The organism is Flagellimonas aurea, assembly GCF_017313785.1.
Classification (GTDB): Bacteria; Bacteroidota; Bacteroidia; order Flavobacteriales; family Flavobacteriaceae; genus Flagellimonas; species Flagellimonas aurea.
Map to the genome: position 1 here is coordinate 16,306 of NZ_JAFLNL010000014.1, position 18,477 is coordinate 34,782.

Annotated in this window: 21 protein-coding genes; 11 read left to right on the plus strand and 10 right to left on the minus strand. The window is 42.8% G+C overall.

From position 1 onward, the window contains the following. The first annotated feature begins 61 nt into the window (after window positions 1-61). From msrB (J0656_RS18115) to J0656_RS18135, 5 genes are all read left to right on the plus strand, one after another. Window positions 62-553, plus strand: coding sequence for a peptide-methionine (R)-S-oxide reductase MsrB (gene msrB, locus J0656_RS18115; RefSeq protein WP_207036424.1), 492 nt, complete (start codon window positions 62-64; stop codon window positions 551-553). 16 nt (window positions 554-569) lie between these two features. Continuing rightward, window positions 570-974 (plus strand): peptide-methionine (R)-S-oxide reductase MsrB, encoded by a 405-nt coding sequence (msrB, locus tag J0656_RS18120; RefSeq protein WP_207036426.1) that lies wholly within the window; start codon window positions 570-572, stop codon window positions 972-974. Then, complete coding sequence (locus tag J0656_RS18125; protein ID WP_207036428.1) at window positions 975-1,511, plus strand: DUF1572 family protein; 537 nt, start codon at window positions 975-977, stop codon at window positions 1,509-1,511. It abuts the gene before it with no gap. Between the two features lie 120 nt (window positions 1,512-1,631). Beyond that, window positions 1,632-3,023 (plus strand): dihydrolipoyl dehydrogenase, encoded by a 1,392-nt coding sequence (lpdA, locus tag J0656_RS18130; RefSeq protein WP_207036430.1) that lies wholly within the window; start codon window positions 1,632-1,634, stop codon window positions 3,021-3,023. 3 nt (window positions 3,024-3,026) lie between these two features. After that, window positions 3,027-3,308 carry a DUF3817 domain-containing protein gene (locus J0656_RS18135; RefSeq protein ID WP_176621399.1) on the plus strand — a complete coding sequence of 94 codons (282 nt, stop codon included), beginning with the start codon at window positions 3,027-3,029 and terminating at the stop codon, window positions 3,306-3,308. On the opposite strand, the gene aroQ is transcribed toward J0656_RS18135, so the two are convergent. The 3 genes from aroQ to J0656_RS18150 form a co-directional block, all read right to left on the minus strand. Further along, on the minus strand, window positions 3,300-3,716 hold the full coding sequence (gene aroQ / locus J0656_RS18140) for a type II 3-dehydroquinate dehydratase (RefSeq protein ID WP_207036433.1): 417 nt from the start codon (window positions 3,714-3,716) through the stop codon (window positions 3,300-3,302). The two genes, J0656_RS18135 and aroQ, sit on opposite strands and share 9 nt — an antisense overlap. Before the next feature lie 68 nt (window positions 3,717-3,784). Beyond that, complete coding sequence (locus J0656_RS18145; RefSeq protein WP_207036435.1) at window positions 3,785-4,246, minus strand: hypothetical protein; 462 nt, start codon at window positions 4,244-4,246, stop codon at window positions 3,785-3,787. 77 nt (window positions 4,247-4,323) lie between these two features. Then, complete coding sequence (locus tag J0656_RS18150; RefSeq protein WP_207036437.1) at window positions 4,324-4,848, minus strand: hypothetical protein; 525 nt, start codon at window positions 4,846-4,848, stop codon at window positions 4,324-4,326. A 226-nt stretch (window positions 4,849-5,074) separates the two neighbouring features. Between J0656_RS18150 and xerD the strand changes: the two genes are divergently transcribed. Continuing rightward, entirely contained in the window at window positions 5,075-5,980 is a 906-nt protein-coding gene (gene xerD, locus J0656_RS18155; RefSeq protein ID WP_207036439.1) for a site-specific tyrosine recombinase XerD, read from the plus strand. Here xerD and J0656_RS18160 read toward each other — a convergent pair. Continuing rightward, complete coding sequence (locus J0656_RS18160; protein WP_207036560.1) at window positions 5,977-7,284, minus strand: NAD(P)/FAD-dependent oxidoreductase; 1,308 nt, start codon at window positions 7,282-7,284, stop codon at window positions 5,977-5,979. The genes xerD and J0656_RS18160 overlap by 4 nt on opposite strands. 99 nt (window positions 7,285-7,383) lie before the next feature. On the opposite strand from J0656_RS18160, the gene J0656_RS18165 reads away from it, so the two are divergent. From J0656_RS18165 to J0656_RS18175, 3 genes are all read left to right on the plus strand, one after another. Then, window positions 7,384-8,811, plus strand: coding sequence for an amidohydrolase (locus J0656_RS18165; protein WP_207036441.1), 1,428 nt, complete (start codon window positions 7,384-7,386; stop codon window positions 8,809-8,811). Between the two features lie 75 nt (window positions 8,812-8,886). Next, the gene (locus J0656_RS18170) at window positions 8,887-9,381 is read left to right on the plus strand and encodes an RNA polymerase sigma factor (protein ID WP_207036443.1); all 495 of its coding nucleotides are present in this window, start codon (window positions 8,887-8,889) and stop codon (window positions 9,379-9,381) included. Between the two features lie 2 nt (window positions 9,382-9,383). After that, complete coding sequence (locus tag J0656_RS18175; RefSeq protein WP_207036445.1) at window positions 9,384-10,028, plus strand: DUF8845 family protein; 645 nt, start codon at window positions 9,384-9,386, stop codon at window positions 10,026-10,028. Here J0656_RS18175 and J0656_RS18180 read toward each other — a convergent pair. Both J0656_RS18180 and J0656_RS18185 read right to left on the minus strand, forming a co-directional pair. Next, window positions 10,025-10,846, minus strand: coding sequence for a lysophospholipid acyltransferase family protein (locus J0656_RS18180; protein WP_176621406.1), 822 nt, complete (start codon window positions 10,844-10,846; stop codon window positions 10,025-10,027). The two genes, J0656_RS18175 and J0656_RS18180, sit on opposite strands and share 4 nt — an antisense overlap. A 41-nt stretch (window positions 10,847-10,887) precedes the next feature. Beyond that, the gene (locus tag J0656_RS18185) at window positions 10,888-11,529 is read right to left on the minus strand and encodes an NUDIX hydrolase (RefSeq protein WP_207036447.1); all 642 of its coding nucleotides are present in this window, start codon (window positions 11,527-11,529) and stop codon (window positions 10,888-10,890) included. 4 nt (window positions 11,530-11,533) lie between these two features. Between J0656_RS18185 and J0656_RS18190 the strand changes: the two genes are divergently transcribed. After that, complete coding sequence (locus tag J0656_RS18190) at window positions 11,534-12,253, plus strand: peptidylprolyl isomerase (RefSeq protein WP_207036448.1); 720 nt, start codon at window positions 11,534-11,536, stop codon at window positions 12,251-12,253. A gap of 54 nt (window positions 12,254-12,307) precedes the next feature. Then, window positions 12,308-13,027: a dienelactone hydrolase family protein gene (locus J0656_RS18195; RefSeq protein WP_207036450.1), complete on the plus strand. Its 720-nt coding sequence runs from the start codon at window positions 12,308-12,310 to the stop codon at window positions 13,025-13,027. A 103-nt stretch (window positions 13,028-13,130) separates the two neighbouring features. On the opposite strand, the gene J0656_RS18200 is transcribed toward J0656_RS18195, so the two are convergent. The 4 genes from J0656_RS18200 to J0656_RS18215 form a co-directional block, all read right to left on the minus strand. Next, complete coding sequence (locus J0656_RS18200; RefSeq protein WP_207036452.1) at window positions 13,131-15,782, minus strand: TonB-dependent receptor; 2,652 nt, start codon at window positions 15,780-15,782, stop codon at window positions 13,131-13,133. Between the two features lie 13 nt (window positions 15,783-15,795). Next, the gene (locus J0656_RS18205) at window positions 15,796-16,941 is read right to left on the minus strand and encodes a hypothetical protein (RefSeq protein ID WP_207036454.1); all 1,146 of its coding nucleotides are present in this window, start codon (window positions 16,939-16,941) and stop codon (window positions 15,796-15,798) included. Window positions 16,942-17,133: 192 nt separating this feature from the next. After that, window positions 17,134-17,748 (minus strand): trimeric intracellular cation channel family protein, encoded by a 615-nt coding sequence (locus tag J0656_RS18210; RefSeq protein ID WP_207036456.1) that lies wholly within the window; start codon window positions 17,746-17,748, stop codon window positions 17,134-17,136. A gap of 2 nt (window positions 17,749-17,750) precedes the next feature. Then, complete coding sequence (locus J0656_RS18215; protein ID WP_207036457.1) at window positions 17,751-18,467, minus strand: RDD family protein; 717 nt, start codon at window positions 18,465-18,467, stop codon at window positions 17,751-17,753. Window positions 18,468-18,477 lie beyond the last annotated feature (10 nt).

An 18,477-nucleotide genomic window follows, 5' to 3' on the forward strand; every position in this document is an offset into this window, starting at 1 on the left:
TTTTTGATTTATTTTGAAAGGAACGGAATCAAATTACGTCCAAATACCTAAAAAACGATTCATGGGAAAAAGATTGCTATTGATTGTTCTTGTCGTCTTTGCCGGATGCAAGGGAACATCACAGGAAGAAAAAAAAGAAGATGCTACGGAAACTACTTTTAAAGTAAACAAAACCGATGCCGAATGGCGTGCGGAACTTACCGAGATGGAATATTACGTATTGCGAAAAGAGGCCACAGAAAATGCCTTTTCAAGTGATTTACTGGACATCAAGGAAAAGGGCACCTACGTTTGTGCCGGCTGCGGCACCCCAGTATTTAAAAGTGAACACAAATTTGATTCGGGAACCGGATGGCCCAGTTTTGATCGAGAAATCGAAGGAAACGTCGCTTTTGATACGGATTATAAAATCGGTGTGGCCCGTACCGAAGAGCATTGTGCAGTTTGCGGCGGACATTTAGGTCATGTTTTTAACGACGGGCCCCGTAACACAACAGGAAAAAGACACTGCATCAATGGTGTGGCCCTTGATTTTATTCCCGATAATAAATAAATCGACACTAAAGTTTATGGACAAAAAATACAGTGTGAACAAATCCGAGGAAGAGTGGAAACAAGAACTTTCCGCCGAGGAATACTATGTATTGCGCCAAAAGGGGACCGAACGACCCTACACCGGAAAGTTCGACCTTCATTTTGAAAATGGTGATTATAATTGCAAGGCCTGCAACGCCAAGTTGTTCGAAAGTGAACATAAATTTGAAAGTGGTTGCGGGTGGCCATCGTTCGATCAGGCCGTTGAAGGTGCCATTGAATATATTCGCGACTCCAGTCACGGCATGATTCGCACAGAAACCGTTTGTGCCAATTGTGGTAGTCACCTTGGGCACGTGTTCAATGATGGCCCAAAAGAAACTACGGGGCAACGCTATTGCATCAATTCGGTGAGCATTGATTTTGATCCTGAAGAATAAATGGACTTCCAAGAAGATTATTTGAGCAATGTTCAATTCGAGTTCCAACGCTACAAAACCATGGGAGATAAGACCTTTGCTCAAATTCTTGATGCCGACATTCATTGGAAATACTCGGATTCCGATAATTCCATTGCCATCATTGTAAAGCATATGGTAGGGAACATGCTGAGCCGTTGGACCAATTTTTTAACGGAAGATGGAGAAAAACCATGGCGGGAACGGGACTTGGAGTTCGAAAATCCCTATTCCGAAAAAGCGGAAATGATCGCTGCATGGGAAAAAGGATGGCAATGCCTATTTGGTGCTCTGGACAGTATCAACAGCACCAATTTTGAAAATAAGATCAAGATTCGAAACCAGGAGCATAGCATTGTTGAGGCCATCAACCGTCAACTGGCACACTACGCCAGCCACGTAGGACAGATTGTCTTTATCGGAAGAATGATCAAAGGGTCGGACTGGGACTCACTATCCATACCAAAAGGCGAGTCCAAAGCCTTCAACAAAAAGATGTTCGACACGGGCAAAGCCTGATTTCACAAACAAACCCATATTTGAGTTTTTTCGTCTTGGGAAATGGAGATGGATTTCCGTACTTTTGCACCTGCCGAATGCTGGCATATTTTTCAATCTAACAACAAAAATCAAAATCTAATGAGCAAGTTCGATATAATTGTTTTGGGAAGTGGTCCAGGTGGATATGTTACCGCCATAAGGGCATCACAATTAGGTTTCAAGACAGCCATTATAGAAAAAGAAAGTTTGGGAGGTGTATGTCTTAACTGGGGTTGTATCCCTACCAAGGCCCTTCTTAAATCTGCTCAGGTTTTTGAATATTTAAAGCATGCCGAAGATTACGGTTTGAGCGCCAAGGATGTAGATCATGATTTTGGTGCCGTTGTTAAAAGAAGCCGTGGTGTTGCCGAGGGAATGAGCAAAGGTGTCCAATTCTTGATGAAAAAGAACAAAATCGAGGTCATCAATGGATTTGGAAAGGTAAAACCGGGCAAAAAAGTTGAAGTAAAAGCGGAAAACGGTGAAACTACCGAGTATTCCGCAGACAATATCATTATTGCAACAGGAGCACGTAGCCGTGAGTTGCCAAGCCTTCCGCAAGATGGAAAAAAGGTGATCGGTTATCGTGAGGCCATGTCCTTGGAAAAACAACCCAAGAAAATGATCGTGGTAGGTAGTGGCGCCATTGGAATGGAGTTCGCCTATTTCTACCACTCCATGGGAACCGAAGTGACCGTAGTGGAATACATGCCAAACATTGTTCCGGTTGAAGATGAAGATATCTCCAAGCAGTTGGAGCGCAGCTTCAAAAAAGCTGGAGTAAAAATCAAGACTTCTGCCGAGGTCACTAAAGTTGACACCTCTGGTGATGGTGTAAAAGCCACCGTAAAAACACAAAAAGGCGAAGAGGTTTTGGAAGCCGATATCGTACTATCCGCTGTGGGAATCAAAACAAACATCGAAAACATCGGATTGGAAGATGTTGGAATCGCCACGGACAGAGATAAAGTATTGGTGAACGATTACTATCAGACCAATATTCCTGGCTACTTTGCCATTGGGGATATTACCCCTGGACAAGCATTGGCCCACGTAGCTTCTGCGGAAGGAATTCTTTGTGTGGAGAAATTGGCCGGCATGCACGTGGAACCCTTGGATTATGGCAACATCCCAGGATGTACTTACTGTATCCCGGAGGTAGCTTCTATTGGATTGACCGAAAAGGCAGCCAAAGAAAAAGGGTATGACCTTAAAATAGGTAAATTCCCATTCTCTGCCAGTGGTAAGGCCAAGGCCGCAGGAACGCCAGATGGTTTTGTAAAAGTAATTTTTGATGCCAAATATGGTGAGTGGCTAGGTTGCCATATGATCGGTGTCGGTGTTACCGATATGATCGCGGAGGCCGTAGTTGCCAGAAAATTGGAGACCACAGGTCACGAAGTGCTAAAAGCTGTGCATCCTCACCCAACGATGAGCGAAGCGGTTATGGAAGCCGTTGCCGATGCGTATGATGAAGTAATCCACCTATAAGGTATGCTTAAAATTTTTAGGGCCACTGCTATTTTAGAAGGTATTTCCTATCTACTCCTTTTCGGAATGACCATGCCGTTGAAGCATTGGGCAGATATTCCTGAACCAAACCAAGTTGTTGGTATGGCTCATGGCATATTGTTTATTCTATATGTAGTAGTGGCCATAGTTTTTTGTTGGGAACGCAAGTGGAAGCTCAAAAGGTTTATTATCCTTTTTGTCGCATCCCTTCTCCCCTTTGGCACTTTTTATGCCGATAAAAAATACTTGAAAGATTTAGCCTAAAAAGCTCTGGATGGCCAAATCGTAGCTTTGGAGTCCAAAGCCAAGAATGACCCCTTTGGCCCCTGGCGAAATAAAGGAAACATGGCGGTACTCCTCACGTTGATGCGTATTGGAAATATGCACCTCGATTACTGGTGTTTCCACTGCCTTTACGGCATCACCAATGCCAACTGATGTATGTGTGTAGGCCGCTGCATTTAGAATAATGCCATCGTAATCAAATCCAACCTCCTGTATTTTACCAATGAGCTCTCCCTCGATATTGGATTGATAGTATTCCAGTTCCACATCGGGAAACTTTTGCTGCAGCGTTTTAAAATAGTCTTCAAAAGTGGTGCTCCCATACACTTCGGGCTCACGTTTTCCCAATAGGTTCAAGTTGGGTCCGTTGATGATCATTAGTTTCATACCGTCAAAAATACAACAAAAAGAAAAGGGCGGGAATATCCCGCCCTACATATAAAAAATAGTGTCTTCTAATTGATGGCAAACTGAAGGCCAAAGCCAAAAGCCGCAACCTGATTATCACCTACATCGCTCAATACAACAGAGGGACGCCAATCAAAATTGAGCACAAAAGGCACTCCGTCAATTTTAAAATCAAGCCCCAAATGCGGACGCAAGGCAAAAATATTATCAAAGTCTTTTATGAAAATAATACTTGGACCAACTCCTGCATACCAACGTAGGCCCGGTGCCCCATAAAATCCTTTATGGTAGGAATATAGGAATGTGGCCATGGTCGCATTGTCCTCAAAACCTAAATCTGCTTGACCAACATGCCTATCCGAGAAAAAATATTTTCCGGTAGCTCCAAAAAAGGTGGCCTCGTCATAAAGGTCTATGCCCAATCCAAGAGCGGCCTTGTAACTGGTCTGTGCTTTTGCCGCAAGGTTGCCCAACATAACAATTGCAATAACAAAAAGTAATTTTTTCATTTAAAAGTTTAATTAACGGTTAATATTTATGGTTTTCAACTGTAAGATTTGGGGCTATAATTACAGTTTTCTTTTTTTTAGAACAAAAACAACAATCCCAAGGCAGCTACAGAGAAGCTACCGTCATTGCTGACATTGATATAGGAAACATTAAGTTCCGTGTTACCGGATATATTATATCCGATCATTGGGCGAACATAAAACCCTCCATCATTTCCTTCATTAACGCCAACTGCGTAACCTACATCGGCACCCAACTTAAAATCATAGGTAGGGTAAAGTCGAAAAGCCCCAGCCACTGGGATGAACTGGATATCCGGAAAATCCACATCTTGGCCCAAAGGTCCAACGTCAATGGTCGATGTGTCTCCAAAAGCGTTGATAAATCCAGTCGCAATACCAGCATCGATAAGCTCGGATACTCCCCAGTGATAACCTAGGTCTACCCCAAGGCTAAAACTTGAATAATCGGAAGCATCACCAACGGGAAGTCCCGCGTGCACTCCTGCCTTAAAACTTGTTCGGTCCACCTGCTGCGCCATGGACGAAAAACTTACGGTAACCAATGCTATGATCACCAATACAAATGTCTTTTTCTTCATTGTTAAAATTTTACTAAGAGAAAACGTGATGATCATTAAAAAAGTGCCTTGATGAAATAAATTTCTTACAAAAATGATTTTCGTTCATTCAAATCTTATAATTGGGATAGAAAATTATTGAATCCAATTGTTTTTTTACCACACCAATTGACCAAACGGTATTTTGAATTGACCGATGGCTATTTTTAAGCAACCGTGATGTGATTATGTCATTATATTTGAGTGTATGAATTGGCAGCAAGCAATAAAAGATTATCAGAATTATTTGAAGATAGAACGGGGACTTTCCCAAAACTCCATCTCCAATTATACCATGGACCTTCAAAAACTTGCCGGTTACTTGGAAGAGCACGCCATAGATGATAGGCCCACTGGAATAGGGAGAAACACGGTACAACAGTTTATTTACGATATCGCCAAAACGGTAAATCCTAGGACACAGGCCCGCATTATTTCTGGGCTGAAAGGTTTTTTTAATTATTTGGTGTTTGAGGACTACCGAGATGACAATCCCATGGACCTTATTGAAACCCCAAAAATCGGCAGAAAGTTACCCGATACCCTTTCGGAAGATGAAATAAACCAATTGATAACCGCCATTGACCTATCCAAACCCGAAGGTGAAAGGAACAGGGCCATTTTGGAAACCTTGTACGGTTGTGGTCTCCGTGTGTCGGAACTTATTAACCTAAAACTATCCGACCTTTATTTTGATGAAGATTTTATTATGGTTACCGGGAAGGGAAACAAACAGCGTTTTGTACCCATCAGTGAAATCAACCAGAAATACATCAACATTTACCGGAAGGAAGTTAGGGTACATTTGCACATTCAAAAAGAACATGAAGATTTTGTTTTTCTAAATCGTCGGGGCAAACAACTGACCCGTGCCATGATTTTCACCATAGTTAAACGACTGGCAGAAGCAATCGGACTAAAAAAGAGTATCAGTCCACACACTTTTAGGCATTCCTTTGCGACGCATCTGTTGGAAAACGGGGCCGATTTACGGGCCATACAACAAATGTTGGGTCATGAGAGTATAACAACCACCGAGGTGTATATGCACGTTAACCGCTCACATCTGGCGAACATACTGAAAGAGTTCCACCCTAGAAAATCGGAAAACTAATCCCGCATTAAATTATGCCGTTCTACTTTGTTTTGCTTTTTAAAAGGTCTGATAATAAGTCGTGCCTCCCGGTCAAAACGGACATAATTGTACACCCAATTGATGAATACAACCAGCCTGTTCCTGAAACCAATGAGAAAATATAAGTGAACGAACATCCAGACAAACCATGCAAAAACTCCCTGAAATTTAAACTTTGGCAAATCAACGACCGCTTTGTTCCGCCCCACTGTGGCCATACTGCCTTTATCCTTATAAACAAAAGGCTTCATGGGTTTTTCTTCTATCATTCGAACCAAGTTTTCCCCAAGGCTTCTTCCTTGCTGCATGGCAGGCTGGGCCATCATGGGATGCCCTTCGGGAAATTTTTCTGTCTCCATCTGCGCTACATCCCCAATGGCAAAAACACCGTCCAAACCTATAACTTGGTGAAACTCGTTCACCCTTAATCTGTTTCCCCTTGAGAGCAACTGCTCGGCATCCAAACCTTTTAACCCAACAGCCTTTACCCCAGCTGCCCATACCAAGGTCTCCGCTTCAAAAATAGTTTTGGCATTTGTTGTCACCCGTTTGCCATCATAATCGGTAACGCGAATGTTCTTCCAAACGTTCACTCCCAATTCTTCTAAAAATTTTTCTGCTTTTTCCGATGCCTTTTTGCTCATTGCCGGCAGAAGTCTATCACCACTTTGAATCAAATTGATCTGCGCCCTCCGCGTATCCAAATCCGGGTAATCCTTGGGAAGGATTCCCTTTTTTATTTCGGCCAATGCACCCGCAAGCTCCACACCTGTTGGTCCCCCGCCCACGATCACAAAATTCATTAGGGCATCGCGTTCATGGAGGTCGTCCGTTAAAAGAGCCTGTTCAAAATTTTCGAGAATCAGACTACGTAAGTTCAAAGATTGCGGGATGGTTTTCATGGCCATTCCCTTGGTCTCGATTCCTTTGTTTCCAAAGAAATTGGTCTCCGAACCTGTTGCTACCACCAAATAATCATAAAAAATTTCACCAATATTGGTCTTGATTCTTTTGGTATCCGTTTTCACTTCTTGGACCTGCGCCAATCGAAAAAAGAAATTGGGATACCCTTGAAGCACTTTTCTAATGGGATAGGCAATAGAATCAGGTTCCAGACCACCCGTTGACACTTGATATAACAAGGGTTGAAAATTATGGTAGTTATGCTTGTCCAGTAGAACTACTTGGACATCTTTCTTACTTAATTTTTTGGCTAGTGCTATGCCTCCAAAACCGCCTCCTATGATGACGACTCTTGGATTACTGGATTGAGGAATGTTCATGCTCGACATATCAACAAATTTAATCATTCCGAAGCATTGCGATAGTCGCTAAGTATAGTTTTTTCATATCTTTAGAGCCTAACTCAAAATAATCAACCCATGAGAAAATTTCTCCCAATGGGCGCAATTCTACTATTGTGTTCCATGGGCCTGCAAGCCCAAAAAAAGAAGGACAATGTCATTAAAGACCTCGAATCCAAATCTGAAAAATACAGTGAAATCGCACACGAAATTTGGGGTCTTGCTGAAATGGGTTATCTAGAGGAACAAAGCTCCGCTCTTTTGCAGAAAACTCTTTCCGATGCCGGTTTTAGTATTGACAAAGGTATTGCCGGTATTCCAACGGCTTTTAAGGCCGAATATGGCTCAGGGTCCCCGGTAATCGCCATTTTAGGTGAGTACGATGCACTTCCAGGCCTTTCACAAGAGGCTATCCCCGAAAAAAAATCCGCTGGCGGGGCCGCTGGACATGCTTGTGGCCATCACCTGTTCGGCACAGCATCCACGGCAGCCGCTATTTCGGTAAAGGAATGGATGGAAAATAACAACATCAAAGGAACCATTCGATTTTATGGATGTCCTGCAGAGGAAGGTGGTTCAGGAAAAGTTTATATGGTCCGAGAAGGTGTTTTTAACGATGTGGACGTTGCGTTGCACTGGCACCCCGGTTCTGGAAATGCTGCCAGCGCTGGTGCCGCATTGGCCAATAAATCCGCCAAATTCAGATTCCATGGAATTTCCGCCCATGCAGCAGGAGCTCCAGAAAAAGGTCGTTCTGCTTTGGATGGTGTAGAAGCCATGAACGCTATGGTCAACATGATGAGAGAGCATGTCCCAGAAGATGCAAGGATACATTATGTAATCACAAATGGTGGAAAAGCACCAAACGTAGTACCCGATTTCGCGGAGGTATATTATTATGCAAGACATAATACAAGAGATGTCGTTGTCGATATTTTCGACAGAATAGTGAAAGCTGCAGAGGGTGCTGCGCTAGGCACGGGAACCACTATGGATTATGAAATGATTGGAGGTACCCACGAACTTTTGCCCAACCTTACCGTTCAGAAAATTATGTACGATAATTTGGTAAAGGTTGGAGGAGTTACCTATACTGATGAAGAAAAAGCATTTGCCGAAAAAATATCCGGGACCTTGGGCAAGGGATCTCCGGACATTTCCACCGCACAGATTGTACAGCCCTACAAAGAGACCGCTCAAGCCTATGGATCTACGGACGTCGGTGATGTAAGTTATACCGTTCCCACAGCAGGTCTGGGCACCGCCACTTGGGTTCCAGGAACTCCCGCGCATAGCTGGCAAGCTGTAGCCGCTGGCGGTATGAGCATCGGTTCCAAGGGAATGATGGTCGCTGCAAAGACATTGGCACTTACCGCCATGGATATTTTTGAAAGTCCAAAAACAATCGAAGCTGCCAAAAAAGAACTGGAAGAAAGACGAGGCAAGGACTTTAAATATGTTCCCATGTTGGGCAACAGACCACCTGCATTGGATTACCGAAAATAGAATTTTTATCCAATCATTGTAACAAAAGCTGCTTTATAGATACCAATAGATAAAGCAAACTTTACCAACCGTTTAGTGAACAAAGAACTGGAACATCAATTTGTGACGGAACTTGAGGACAATCAGAACATTGTCCATAAGGTGTGTAGTCTATATACCAACGACAAGGATTCGCATAACGACCTGTTCCAAGAAATCACTATTCAGTTGTGGAAAGCATACCCAAAGTTTCGGGGAGATGCCAAGTTTAGCACATGGATGTACCGTGTTGCATTGAATACGGCCATTACATTGTACAGAAAATCCAAGAAAAGGGTGAAGACCCAGGATTTTGATTCGGTACTTTATAAAATAAAAGCCACCGATTATGATGATACCGAGGAACGGCAATTAAAGTTGATGTACGACGCGGTAAAACAACTTGGCGATATTGATAAGGCCTTGGTCTTTCTTTATTTGGAAGACAAAGATTATACAGAAATAGCCGAAACTTTGGGAATTTCCGAAGTAAATGCAAGAGTGAAGATGAGTAGGGTGAAAAATAAATTAAGAACTATATTAAATCCGTGATTATGCTGGATGAACTGGAGCTCTTGAAGAAGGATTGGCAGAAGCGGGAAGCAAACCTCCCCAAGCTGTCCTACGAGCAAATATACCCGATGACCAAGAAGAAGTCATCGTCCATAGTAAAGTGGATTTTTTATATAAGCATTATAGAATTTGTTTTCTGGGCAGGCATCAATATTATTTTTAGTGGCCCCGATACCATGCAGGAACTTAAGGATATGCACATATATAAGGTAGTGATGGCACTTAATGTGATCAACTACGCCATTATATTTTACTTTATATATAGGTTTTATATCAATTATAGAAAAATATCCTTTACCGATTCCTCCAAAAATTTGATGCGGACCATTCTAAAGGTAAAACGAACAGTGACCCAATATGTATGGTTCAATCTAATTATCTTCACCATTAGCGCAATCATTTATGCCTATGGGGTACTATTATATTCACCTGAGGGCCAAGAATTGGTCAATGCCGCCGCCCAAGATGGCGACAGTACGGAGTTTTGGGCGTTGATAATCATCGTTTCGATTGCGATTACCACTGCCGTATTGGTTGTTATTTGGTTGTTCTATAAATTGCTTTACGGCATTCTGCTAAAAAAATTACGGAAGAACTACAACGAACTCAAACGATTGGAAGTCTAACCATCTATTTTGCCCTTGTAACTATAACGCCTTTTCTGGTTTTCCTCTTCATAGGCTAGAAGTTCCTTTTCCGAAATCACCTTAAGGAATGATGGATGTTGCTCAATGGCATATTCCAGTTTTTCCAAAATTGCATCAATGGATTCGTTATCGTAATCAATGTCCAAGGGCTCTTTTATTTGCATCGATTGAAGGATTCCTTTCTTCTTTACGCGAAGACCTTTTTTATCAAAAGAACGTCGGAAACCATCGATGACGACAGGAACCACAACAGGTTTGTATTTTTTGATGATATGCGCAGTACCTTTTCGCAACGGCTTCCAAGGGGTTGTTGTCCCCTGTGGAAAGGTAATTACCCAACCATCGTCCAAGGCTTTTCCAATATTGGATATATCACTGAACTTTACCTGTCTGTTCACATTCTGGCCATCGGCCCTCCAAGTCCTTTCTATACTTATGGAACCGGCATAGGCCAAAACCTTGGTCAGCAAACTCTTTCCCATGGTCTCTTTGGCAGCAACATAGTAGATGTTGAGCTTGGGATTCCATAGATAGCCCAAATTCTTGATATTATCGTCCCGCCCTTTTAGACTGGCATTGAACACATGGAACATTGCCACCACATCGGCGAAATAGGTTTGATGGTTGCTTACAAAAAGTACATTGCTCTCCGGAAGGTCACGGATTATCTGCGAACCCTCTATCTCTAAAGTATTAAATCCTTTGTAGCGTTGGTGCGTCATCATACCTGCAATGCGAATCAGCCACCGTTTTAAGAACAAAATATGACCAAAGGGATTTTTTTTGAACAGACCCATGTAATGTGTTGATTGTTGACGACAAATTTACAAAATAGCACTTAAAGCACTTGACGTAAAAGCTCCTTGATCTCGCTCAATACCATTGCAGTAGCCCCCCACACCGTGTAACCATTTAGTTTAAAGGCAGGTACATCTATATTTTTTGCATAAGAAGTTGTCAAAACCTCATTGATATGGTTGGAATCGTCCAAAAAATCCTTGAGATAAACCTCTACAAGGCTTTCTACTTCAAAATCTTCTTTCACAAATGGGCGCGGACTCGGATAAAGTCCTATATAAGGTTTAACCAAAAAATTACTTGGCGGAATGTAGACCTCGCTCAACTCTTTGATCACCTCAACTTCGCTTGGTGTCACACCGACCTCTTCATGGGTTTCACGCAGAGCGGTTTCCATTAAATTTTTATCTATTTTTTCCACCTTCCCCCCGGGAAACCCGATCTGATTGGAATGAACGCCTTGATATACCTTTCTTAGAATCAAAAGCAGTCTGGTTTCCTGTTCAACGTCAGGATAAAACAATGCCATTACCCCTGCTCTTTTAGGATTGGCATCCTTAACCTTGTTATCCTTCAACCACTGGATACGCAACTGCGGTGACATTTTATTATGGGAATCCTCCCCGGGAAGTGGAAGATTTTTTAATTTTAAAGCTAGTTCGTAAAATTCATTAAAATCCATACTGTTGAGACAATCGGCTTTAGCTACTACGTATATATTATTTCTATTATTGGCTTCCTGCGGAGAATCCCCCAAAAAGGAGAAGGACAAAGTTCAGGAAAATATTGCAAACTCGGACACTGTTCCAAAAACCGAATTGGATTCCACCGCAATCGAGGAAGAAGAGGAAGAACCTTTCAAACTTACCGAGGAAAATGCCATCGACTTCTTTTTTAATTATTCCAAAAAACTTAAAAAGGACAAGGTGAAAATTACAACGACCATGGGGAGTTTTACCGTACAACTTTATGATAATGTCCCCTATCACAAAGCCAATTTTATTTATCTGACCAGACAAAAATATTTTGACAGTACCCAATTCCACAGGGTTGTCAAGGACTTTATTATTCAAGGAGGAAACTCTGATGACCGAAGAACGGCCCGTAAACGGGGCGACATTGGGCGATATCTATTACCTCCCGACGGAAATAAGGGACATAAGCATCACAGAGGCACCATATCCATGCCTAGCAGCGAAAGGGACAATCCACATAAATTGGCCTCCCCTTACGAATTTTTCATTGTTGTCGCCAATCCAGGGTCCTATCACTTGGATGGGTCTTACACCCCTTTTGGTCGGGTAATTGAAGGTATGGACATAGTGGATGCTATAAATAATGTGCGTGTTGGGGATGGTGATTGGCCATGGCAAAATATATACATACTAAAGGCTGAAGTTTTGTAAAGGAATCAAAAAATAATATAATTTAATGGCGCTCAATACATAACTAAACTCAGCATGATTCAAACTAACAATTTTAGCTATGCGGATGATGGACAATCCTATTTGGGGGTTGTTGCCCATGATGATAGCATTCAAGGAAAGCGACCAGTGGTTTTGGTGGCCCACACATGGGCCGGACAATCCCAATTTGAAACGGACAAGGCCATCGAGCTTGCCAAACTTGGTTACTTGGCATTGGCCATAGATGTTTATGGCGAAGGAAAAAGAGCGAAAGACAACACCGAAGCGGAAGAGCTTATGAACGAAGTGGCCACCGATCGCCAAAAATTGCTCGACCGAATAATGCTCGCATTCAACAGTATTAAGGGTCACGATTTGGCCGACCCGGAAAAAGTAGGCATCATCGGATTCTGTTTTGGAGGTAAATGCGCCTTGGACCTTGCCCGTTCCGGAGCCGATTTTAAGGGCGCTGTCTCCTTCCATGGACTTTTGGACCCAAACGGATTGGAGCAAGAAGAGGAAATCAAAGCAAAAGTATTGGTACTGCATGGTTGGGAAGACCCAATGGCGTTTCCCAAGGATGTTGTCTCCTTAGGGTATGAACTTACCGATAGAAATGCCATATGGGAAATGGATGTTTTTGGCGGAACAGGACATGCCTTTACCAACCCCAATGCCAATGCTCCAGACGATGGAATGATATACAACCCATTGGCCACAGACCGTTCTTGGACAAGAATGACCAACTTTTTTCAGGAAATCTTCGCTGATTGAAAACAAAATTGATGTTAGGGCATCAACGTTTTGAAGCCATTTTTAGTAAAACGGTTCGGGATAAATCAGTTTCCCGAACCGTAAAAAAATAAGATTCCCAGATTTAAATTTTCATATTGATTCCGAATATAATCTGTCGGAAACCACCCCCGAACAATCCCGAAGTGGCCCTGTTCAAACGTGAAGCCCTATTTATATTGTTTGTAATGTTCTTGCCATTTATAAAAATGGTGGCATCGATTTTTTCACCAATGGTCAAATCGTAGTTCACGAATGCATCTATCGTAGTATAGGAAGGTAGCTGACCAATGGCACCGTCAGCTGATTCATTTACAAAATTGTGGAATTCCGTGTACTGCTTGCCCACATGATGCACATTAAAACCACTGGATAACTCTTTCCAATCGTAATTGAGACCCAAGCTCATAGTAATATTTGGTGTATAAGGAGCTTCTGTACCTGACAATCCTTCATCACCAAAGGTGACTACGCTACGGGTAATACTACCAAATTGGGAAGCATCAATGGTCGGGTCGGTCAGCAAGGTTTCCCCTCCCCCATTGTCCACGTATACCTGATAGGCATTCCGATTTGTATTTACCATGGACACATACTCATTCTGTGTAGCGGTACCGTGTATAACCTGAGAAAAAAGGTCCCTATCCTCCAACTTGCCCGATTTAACTTTGGATTTCATATAGGTAACATTGCCCAAAAAGTGCAATTGATGGCCATTGGTGTTCAAAAGCTCTAAATTAATGGCCATTTCTACTCCTTGGACATTGATTTCTCCCAACTCGGTGAACACTTCGTTGCGACCGCCGGCATAAAAATTTCTGCTCGCATTGTGAAAATAGGTCAATTGCCCTTGGATAAAATTATCCAACAAGCCCCCTCGCCAACCAATTTCCTTGTTCCAACTTAGCTCTGGATCAATATTGATGCTCTGTCCCACCAAAGGGTTGGTAACAACACCATTTTGTTCCACTAAAAACCCGAAAACTTTGGATGGAGCGATCATACCTTGGTACAAACTACCGTAAAATTCACCCTTTCCATAACCATAATCCACCGTAAGTCCAGGCAAAAACTGATTATACACATTGGGTTCCCTGCCTTCTACGGTACTTTCCAAATCAGAATTTTGGGCCAATGCCAAGAGGTCTTGTCGAAACATATCCACATGTTCAAAACGGAGAATGGGAGTTACTCCAACTTTTCCAAAATTGAACTCATTGCGAACATAACCATTGGCAGACCACAACCCGTACCACAAATCTTTGGTAGCGGTTCCATATCTGGCCCATCTGGAGTTGTCGGCTTCCAAGAAAACATCTTTAAATGTTTCACGGTGCAGATTGATACTACCTTCGAAAGCACTTGGAGCCCCAAAGGCGTCCCATGCCGCGTTGACCGTTTCCTTGATTCCGGAAACTCGATAGATCCACCGACTGTCTGTAGTGCTCTCCAGTCCATTCTCCACACGCCCAACAATCACATAGTCTTCGTCATCAAATGTTCTTCCAGCCAAATAACCATATCTATCATTAAAAATTTTATCGCCCACATAATCCTGGACTTCCGATGCCCTGACCTTTGCAGTTACCTGACGCCACCAATCCCGTTCAAAATCCGAAGCATATACTTTTGTAGTGAAGCTCAAATCATCATTGGGCAACCATTTGTGGATAATATCGACACCATAGCGCCTCATGGTAAATTGGTCCGCATCCAAGGGATTTTGGGTCGGGTCAGCTTCAAATGTGAACGGTGTCTGCGAGCTTAAAGAGGCCTGATTATCCTCAAATTGCCCGCTCACCTTAAAATAAAGTGATTGATTATCGGAGAGTTTGGCAAATATCTTTGCGTTCAGGTTCAAGATCTCCACCGAAGAGTTATCGGTAAATCCATCAAACTTCTTGTAAACACCTTCTACCAAACCACCGATATCGTTCCAGGTTCCGCCATAGGAAAACAGGCCGGAGGTATAGTTTCGCTGACCTCCTGTCAATTTAAGCCTTAAAGTGGGTTTTTGGGGAGGTAGCGCTGTAATGTAGTTGACAGCACCATACATATTGTTGGGGCCGTATCGCAGCAAATCTGCCCCTTTATATACTTCGACAGAGGTGATACGATCGCTCACCGGATTATAGTAAGCCCCTGGAGCTATGTAGGGTGCCGGTGCTGCTGGTGTCCCGTCTTCCATCAAAAGCACCTTTTTGGAGCGCCTGCCCCACGAACCCCGAATACTGATGTTAGGTCGGTTGGACAATCCCATATCCCCAACAATATTGACCCCTGGAATGGTGCGCAATACCTCTTCGGTACTCAACGGATTACTATTTTTTAATGAAACAGGATTAATCCTAAAATTGCTCCCTTTAAATTCACTTTTAAAACTTTTTGGGGATGCACTTACGATTACCTCGCTCAATGTGGTGTTGGACCTTTTTAATGCCAGAGTACCCAAGTCATTGGTATTTGATATGGAAACCTCCTGTTCTTCATACCCCAAATACCTTACAATAAGAGAATTATCATCACTACCCGCATCTATTTGGAAGTATCCAAACTCATCGGTCAAGGTTCCCTTTTGACTTGGGTTGAGCACTATTTGTGCCCCAACCAAGGGCTGTCCATTTGAGGCATCGACCACTTTTCCTTTGATATTTTCCTGACTCGTTGCGTGAAGTCCAAGAAGTAAAACACATATGGATGATAGCTTTTTTATTTGTTGGGCAATCGTAAAGTTCATTTATGTTGACGGCTTAATTATTGAATTCGTTCATGAGTTCCGGATTCACCTTGACCTTGTTGTTGGTAAACCGGTAGGACACTCCCACATTGATCAAGTAATCGGCAAAAGCGGCATCCCCCATTCTAGGCTCTCCTGTCGCTTGTTCGGTCTGCAAATCTGTAACACTCTGCGGACGCTCCCTTCTTACCGCAAAAGGCACATTGAGGTTCAAAGAAAAATTACCTTTCATAAAAGCGATTCCGGGATCTATGGAAAGTACATTGCCCGGTCTTCTAAAACCATCATTGCCTCCGATTAGGTCTTTGACGGGCACTCCTTCGTACCGAGCTCCCAAAGAAGCAGAAATGGTATTGCCCAAACTATGGCTTACTCCCGCTCTCACCGAAAACTGGTCGGGAACGGCCATAATTGCCTCGTTCTGAAGAATTGGACTCAAAGTTTCCCTAAAGGTCCGCGTTCCATTGACCTCCCTTGGATTGATCAAATAGAAACCTCCTCCATACGCAAAAAACCGCTCTGCAATCTTTTGATAAAACTGAAAATCCAACGTGATTCCGAAGCCACCGTCACCCGGCTGTATGCTCTGGTCCACCGGCCTGACCTCCGGTCCGCCCTCAGGACCCACATTGTAAAATATATCAGAAGCATTATAACTACCCGTTGGAAGTTTTACCCCTAATCCCAATGCCACATTTCCGTTCTGGTGTTTTTCAAGGTCGAAGAGCCAATAACCGACTCCTGCCCTTATATCTGCCAGGCCACGGGAAAAGGTCGTGTTCCGCTCATCACGCCCATGCTCGTAAAGTGATGAACGTGTGTTGATGACGGTCGGGATAGTGATACTTGCGTACCACCTTTCCGAAATTCCGTAGGTCAAAAAGAAATCCCATGAATGTGAATGATTGATTACCTCGGTTTCATTGGAAACACGGTCGGGTTCCTCATGGGTACCCCTAAAATGACGGAAAGATTTAAAGTATCTGTAATTACTACCTATTTGGATATCTCCCGGCCCCAGGAGATTGTTTTCCAAAGTGTTCCCTACACAAGAGGAAAAATGTCTGATGGCCACGCATCCTTGTGCATTTGCCCGATCGATTCCGAAAAAGGAAATCAATCCCAAAAATGTAAAAATTAATGATCGTGATGTTCTCATACCTGATTGAATGATTGGTTTGGGGAAATTGATGATGATAACCAACTCCCTGAAAAGTTAATTTTATGATTAACGAGCAATGTAGCCGCATAGCAGAGGGGTTTCGGTTAACGAAAAAGTAAAATATATTAACGATAGGTTAATGGTACTAAACAACAACTAACCACAGTTGTAAAAAGCTTAGGAAATAGGTTACGGCATTTGTTTACCGTAGATACTGGGAAGGGTTATCTTAAAGCGAACGGCCAATAACCTCAACAAGATCACCACCAAAATAGCAGCGATATAGGCATACTCATCCTTAACGGGGAACTGTATGATCAAAAAGTAGCTCAGGGCACCCAATATACATGCCGTTGCATAGATTTCTTTATGGAAGATGACGGGAATCTCATTACATAGAATATCGCGTATGACACCTCCAAAACAGGCCGTCATGGTACCCAAAAAGATACAGATAACAGGTAAAAGTTCAGCTTCTAGCCCCTTCTCCACACCTACCATGGTATAAAGTCCTATTCCTATCGTATCGAACAGGAACAAAGATTTTCTAAGGTATTTGAGTTTGTTCACAAAAAGGATGGCAAAAACTACAGAAATAAAAATGGTGATCACATAGGTCAGGTCGTGCATCCAACCCACTGGCGTATTCCCTATCAATAGATCGCGCAGGGTACCCCCGCCGATGGCTGTTACGAATGCAATAATGAGCACACCGAACAAATCCAAACGCTTTTCCATGGCAACCAAAACCCCTGAAATGGCAAAGGCAATAGTACCTAAAATATCTATGGTCTGGTAAAGCATACCTACATTTTTTGGGTGTAATAGTTGTAATCGTTGATGATCACGTCCACAAACTCCATGGGTTTTAATGTGGTCTGCACGCCCAATACCTCCTTGATACGCTTATCCAACGAAACAATTACGTTATGGTTTCCATTAAGCCTGGCCTTGTCGTACAACTCTTTGATGGTGCGCATTTCCTGATCTTTAAAGACCGTAACCTGCGGAAAGGTAGGTTTGTAATCATCGGGCAGCTCCCTGAGCAAGGTATCTTTTAAGGATACCCGTTTTTTTTCACTGATGACCGTGGTACCTGCTGCAATATCACCGATACGTTGTCCTTTGCCTCGGACCAAAATGGTTAGGACGGCAGCTCCCCCCGAGGTAATTCCCACATCAATGATCCTAAGCGCCCACCGAACAAAATAATTGCCAAAATTGGGTTTGGAACCGTCCAATTTCACCACACGAAGGTTCATAGCCCCCTTACCTATGGTTTTTCCATCCATCAAGGTTTCAAAAAGCAGATAATATAAAAATGCCGGTAGGGAAAGAATCAGGTAGAACGCCCATTGATCCCCCATATCAATATCAAGGGACGCCAAAAAAACAAACATCAAAATGGTGTAGACCACAATGATAAAGGTATCAATGATGTAAGCCAACATACGTTCACCAAGATGGGACGTATTTTGGTTTATGGTTATATTTTGGGCCGTTTCTATTTGAAATTGTTCCATATTTTAGTTT

Bases quoted from the DNA above. Each gene is read 5' to 3' on its own strand.
- xerD (WP_207036439.1), top strand. From the start codon at position 5,075: ATGAATTGGCAGCAAGCAATAAAAGATTATCAGAATTATTTGAAGATA.
- J0656_RS18135 (WP_176621399.1), top strand. From the start codon at position 3,027: ATGCTTAAAATTTTTAGGGCCACTGCTATTTTAGAAGGTATTTCCTAT.
- J0656_RS18185 (WP_207036447.1), bottom strand. From the start codon at position 11,529: ATGGATTTTAATGAATTTTACGAACTAGCTTTAAAATTAAAAAATCTT.
- J0656_RS18150 (WP_207036437.1), bottom strand. From the start codon at position 4,848: ATGAAGAAAAAGACATTTGTATTGGTGATCATAGCATTGGTTACCGTA.
- J0656_RS18200 (WP_207036452.1), bottom strand. From the start codon at position 15,782: ATGAACTTTACGATTGCCCAACAAATAAAAAAGCTATCATCCATATGT.
- J0656_RS18195 (WP_207036450.1), top strand. From the start codon at position 12,308: ATGATTCAAACTAACAATTTTAGCTATGCGGATGATGGACAATCCTAT.
- J0656_RS18215 (WP_207036457.1), bottom strand. From the start codon at position 18,467: ATGGAACAATTTCAAATAGAAACGGCCCAAAATATAACCATAAACCAA.
- J0656_RS18180 (WP_176621406.1), bottom strand. From the start codon at position 10,846: ATGGGTCTGTTCAAAAAAAATCCCTTTGGTCATATTTTGTTCTTAAAA.
- J0656_RS18210 (WP_207036456.1), bottom strand. From the start codon at position 17,748: ATGCTTTACCAGACCATAGATATTTTAGGTACTATTGCCTTTGCCATT.
- aroQ (WP_207036433.1), bottom strand. From the start codon at position 3,716: ATGAAACTAATGATCATCAACGGACCCAACTTGAACCTATTGGGAAAA.
- J0656_RS18160 (WP_207036560.1), bottom strand. From the start codon at position 7,284: ATGAACATTCCTCAATCCAGTAATCCAAGAGTCGTCATCATAGGAGGC.
- J0656_RS18125 (WP_207036428.1), top strand. From the start codon at position 975: ATGGACTTCCAAGAAGATTATTTGAGCAATGTTCAATTCGAGTTCCAA.
- lpdA (WP_207036430.1), top strand. From the start codon at position 1,632: ATGAGCAAGTTCGATATAATTGTTTTGGGAAGTGGTCCAGGTGGATAT.
- J0656_RS18145 (WP_207036435.1), bottom strand. From the start codon at position 4,246: ATGAAAAAATTACTTTTTGTTATTGCAATTGTTATGTTGGGCAACCTT.
- J0656_RS18175 (WP_207036445.1), top strand. From the start codon at position 9,384: ATGCTGGATGAACTGGAGCTCTTGAAGAAGGATTGGCAGAAGCGGGAA.
- msrB (WP_207036424.1), top strand. From the start codon at position 62: ATGGGAAAAAGATTGCTATTGATTGTTCTTGTCGTCTTTGCCGGATGC.
- J0656_RS18165 (WP_207036441.1), top strand. From the start codon at position 7,384: ATGAGAAAATTTCTCCCAATGGGCGCAATTCTACTATTGTGTTCCATG.
- msrB (WP_207036426.1), top strand. From the start codon at position 570: ATGGACAAAAAATACAGTGTGAACAAATCCGAGGAAGAGTGGAAACAA.
- J0656_RS18205 (WP_207036454.1), bottom strand. From the start codon at position 16,941: ATGAGAACATCACGATCATTAATTTTTACATTTTTGGGATTGATTTCC.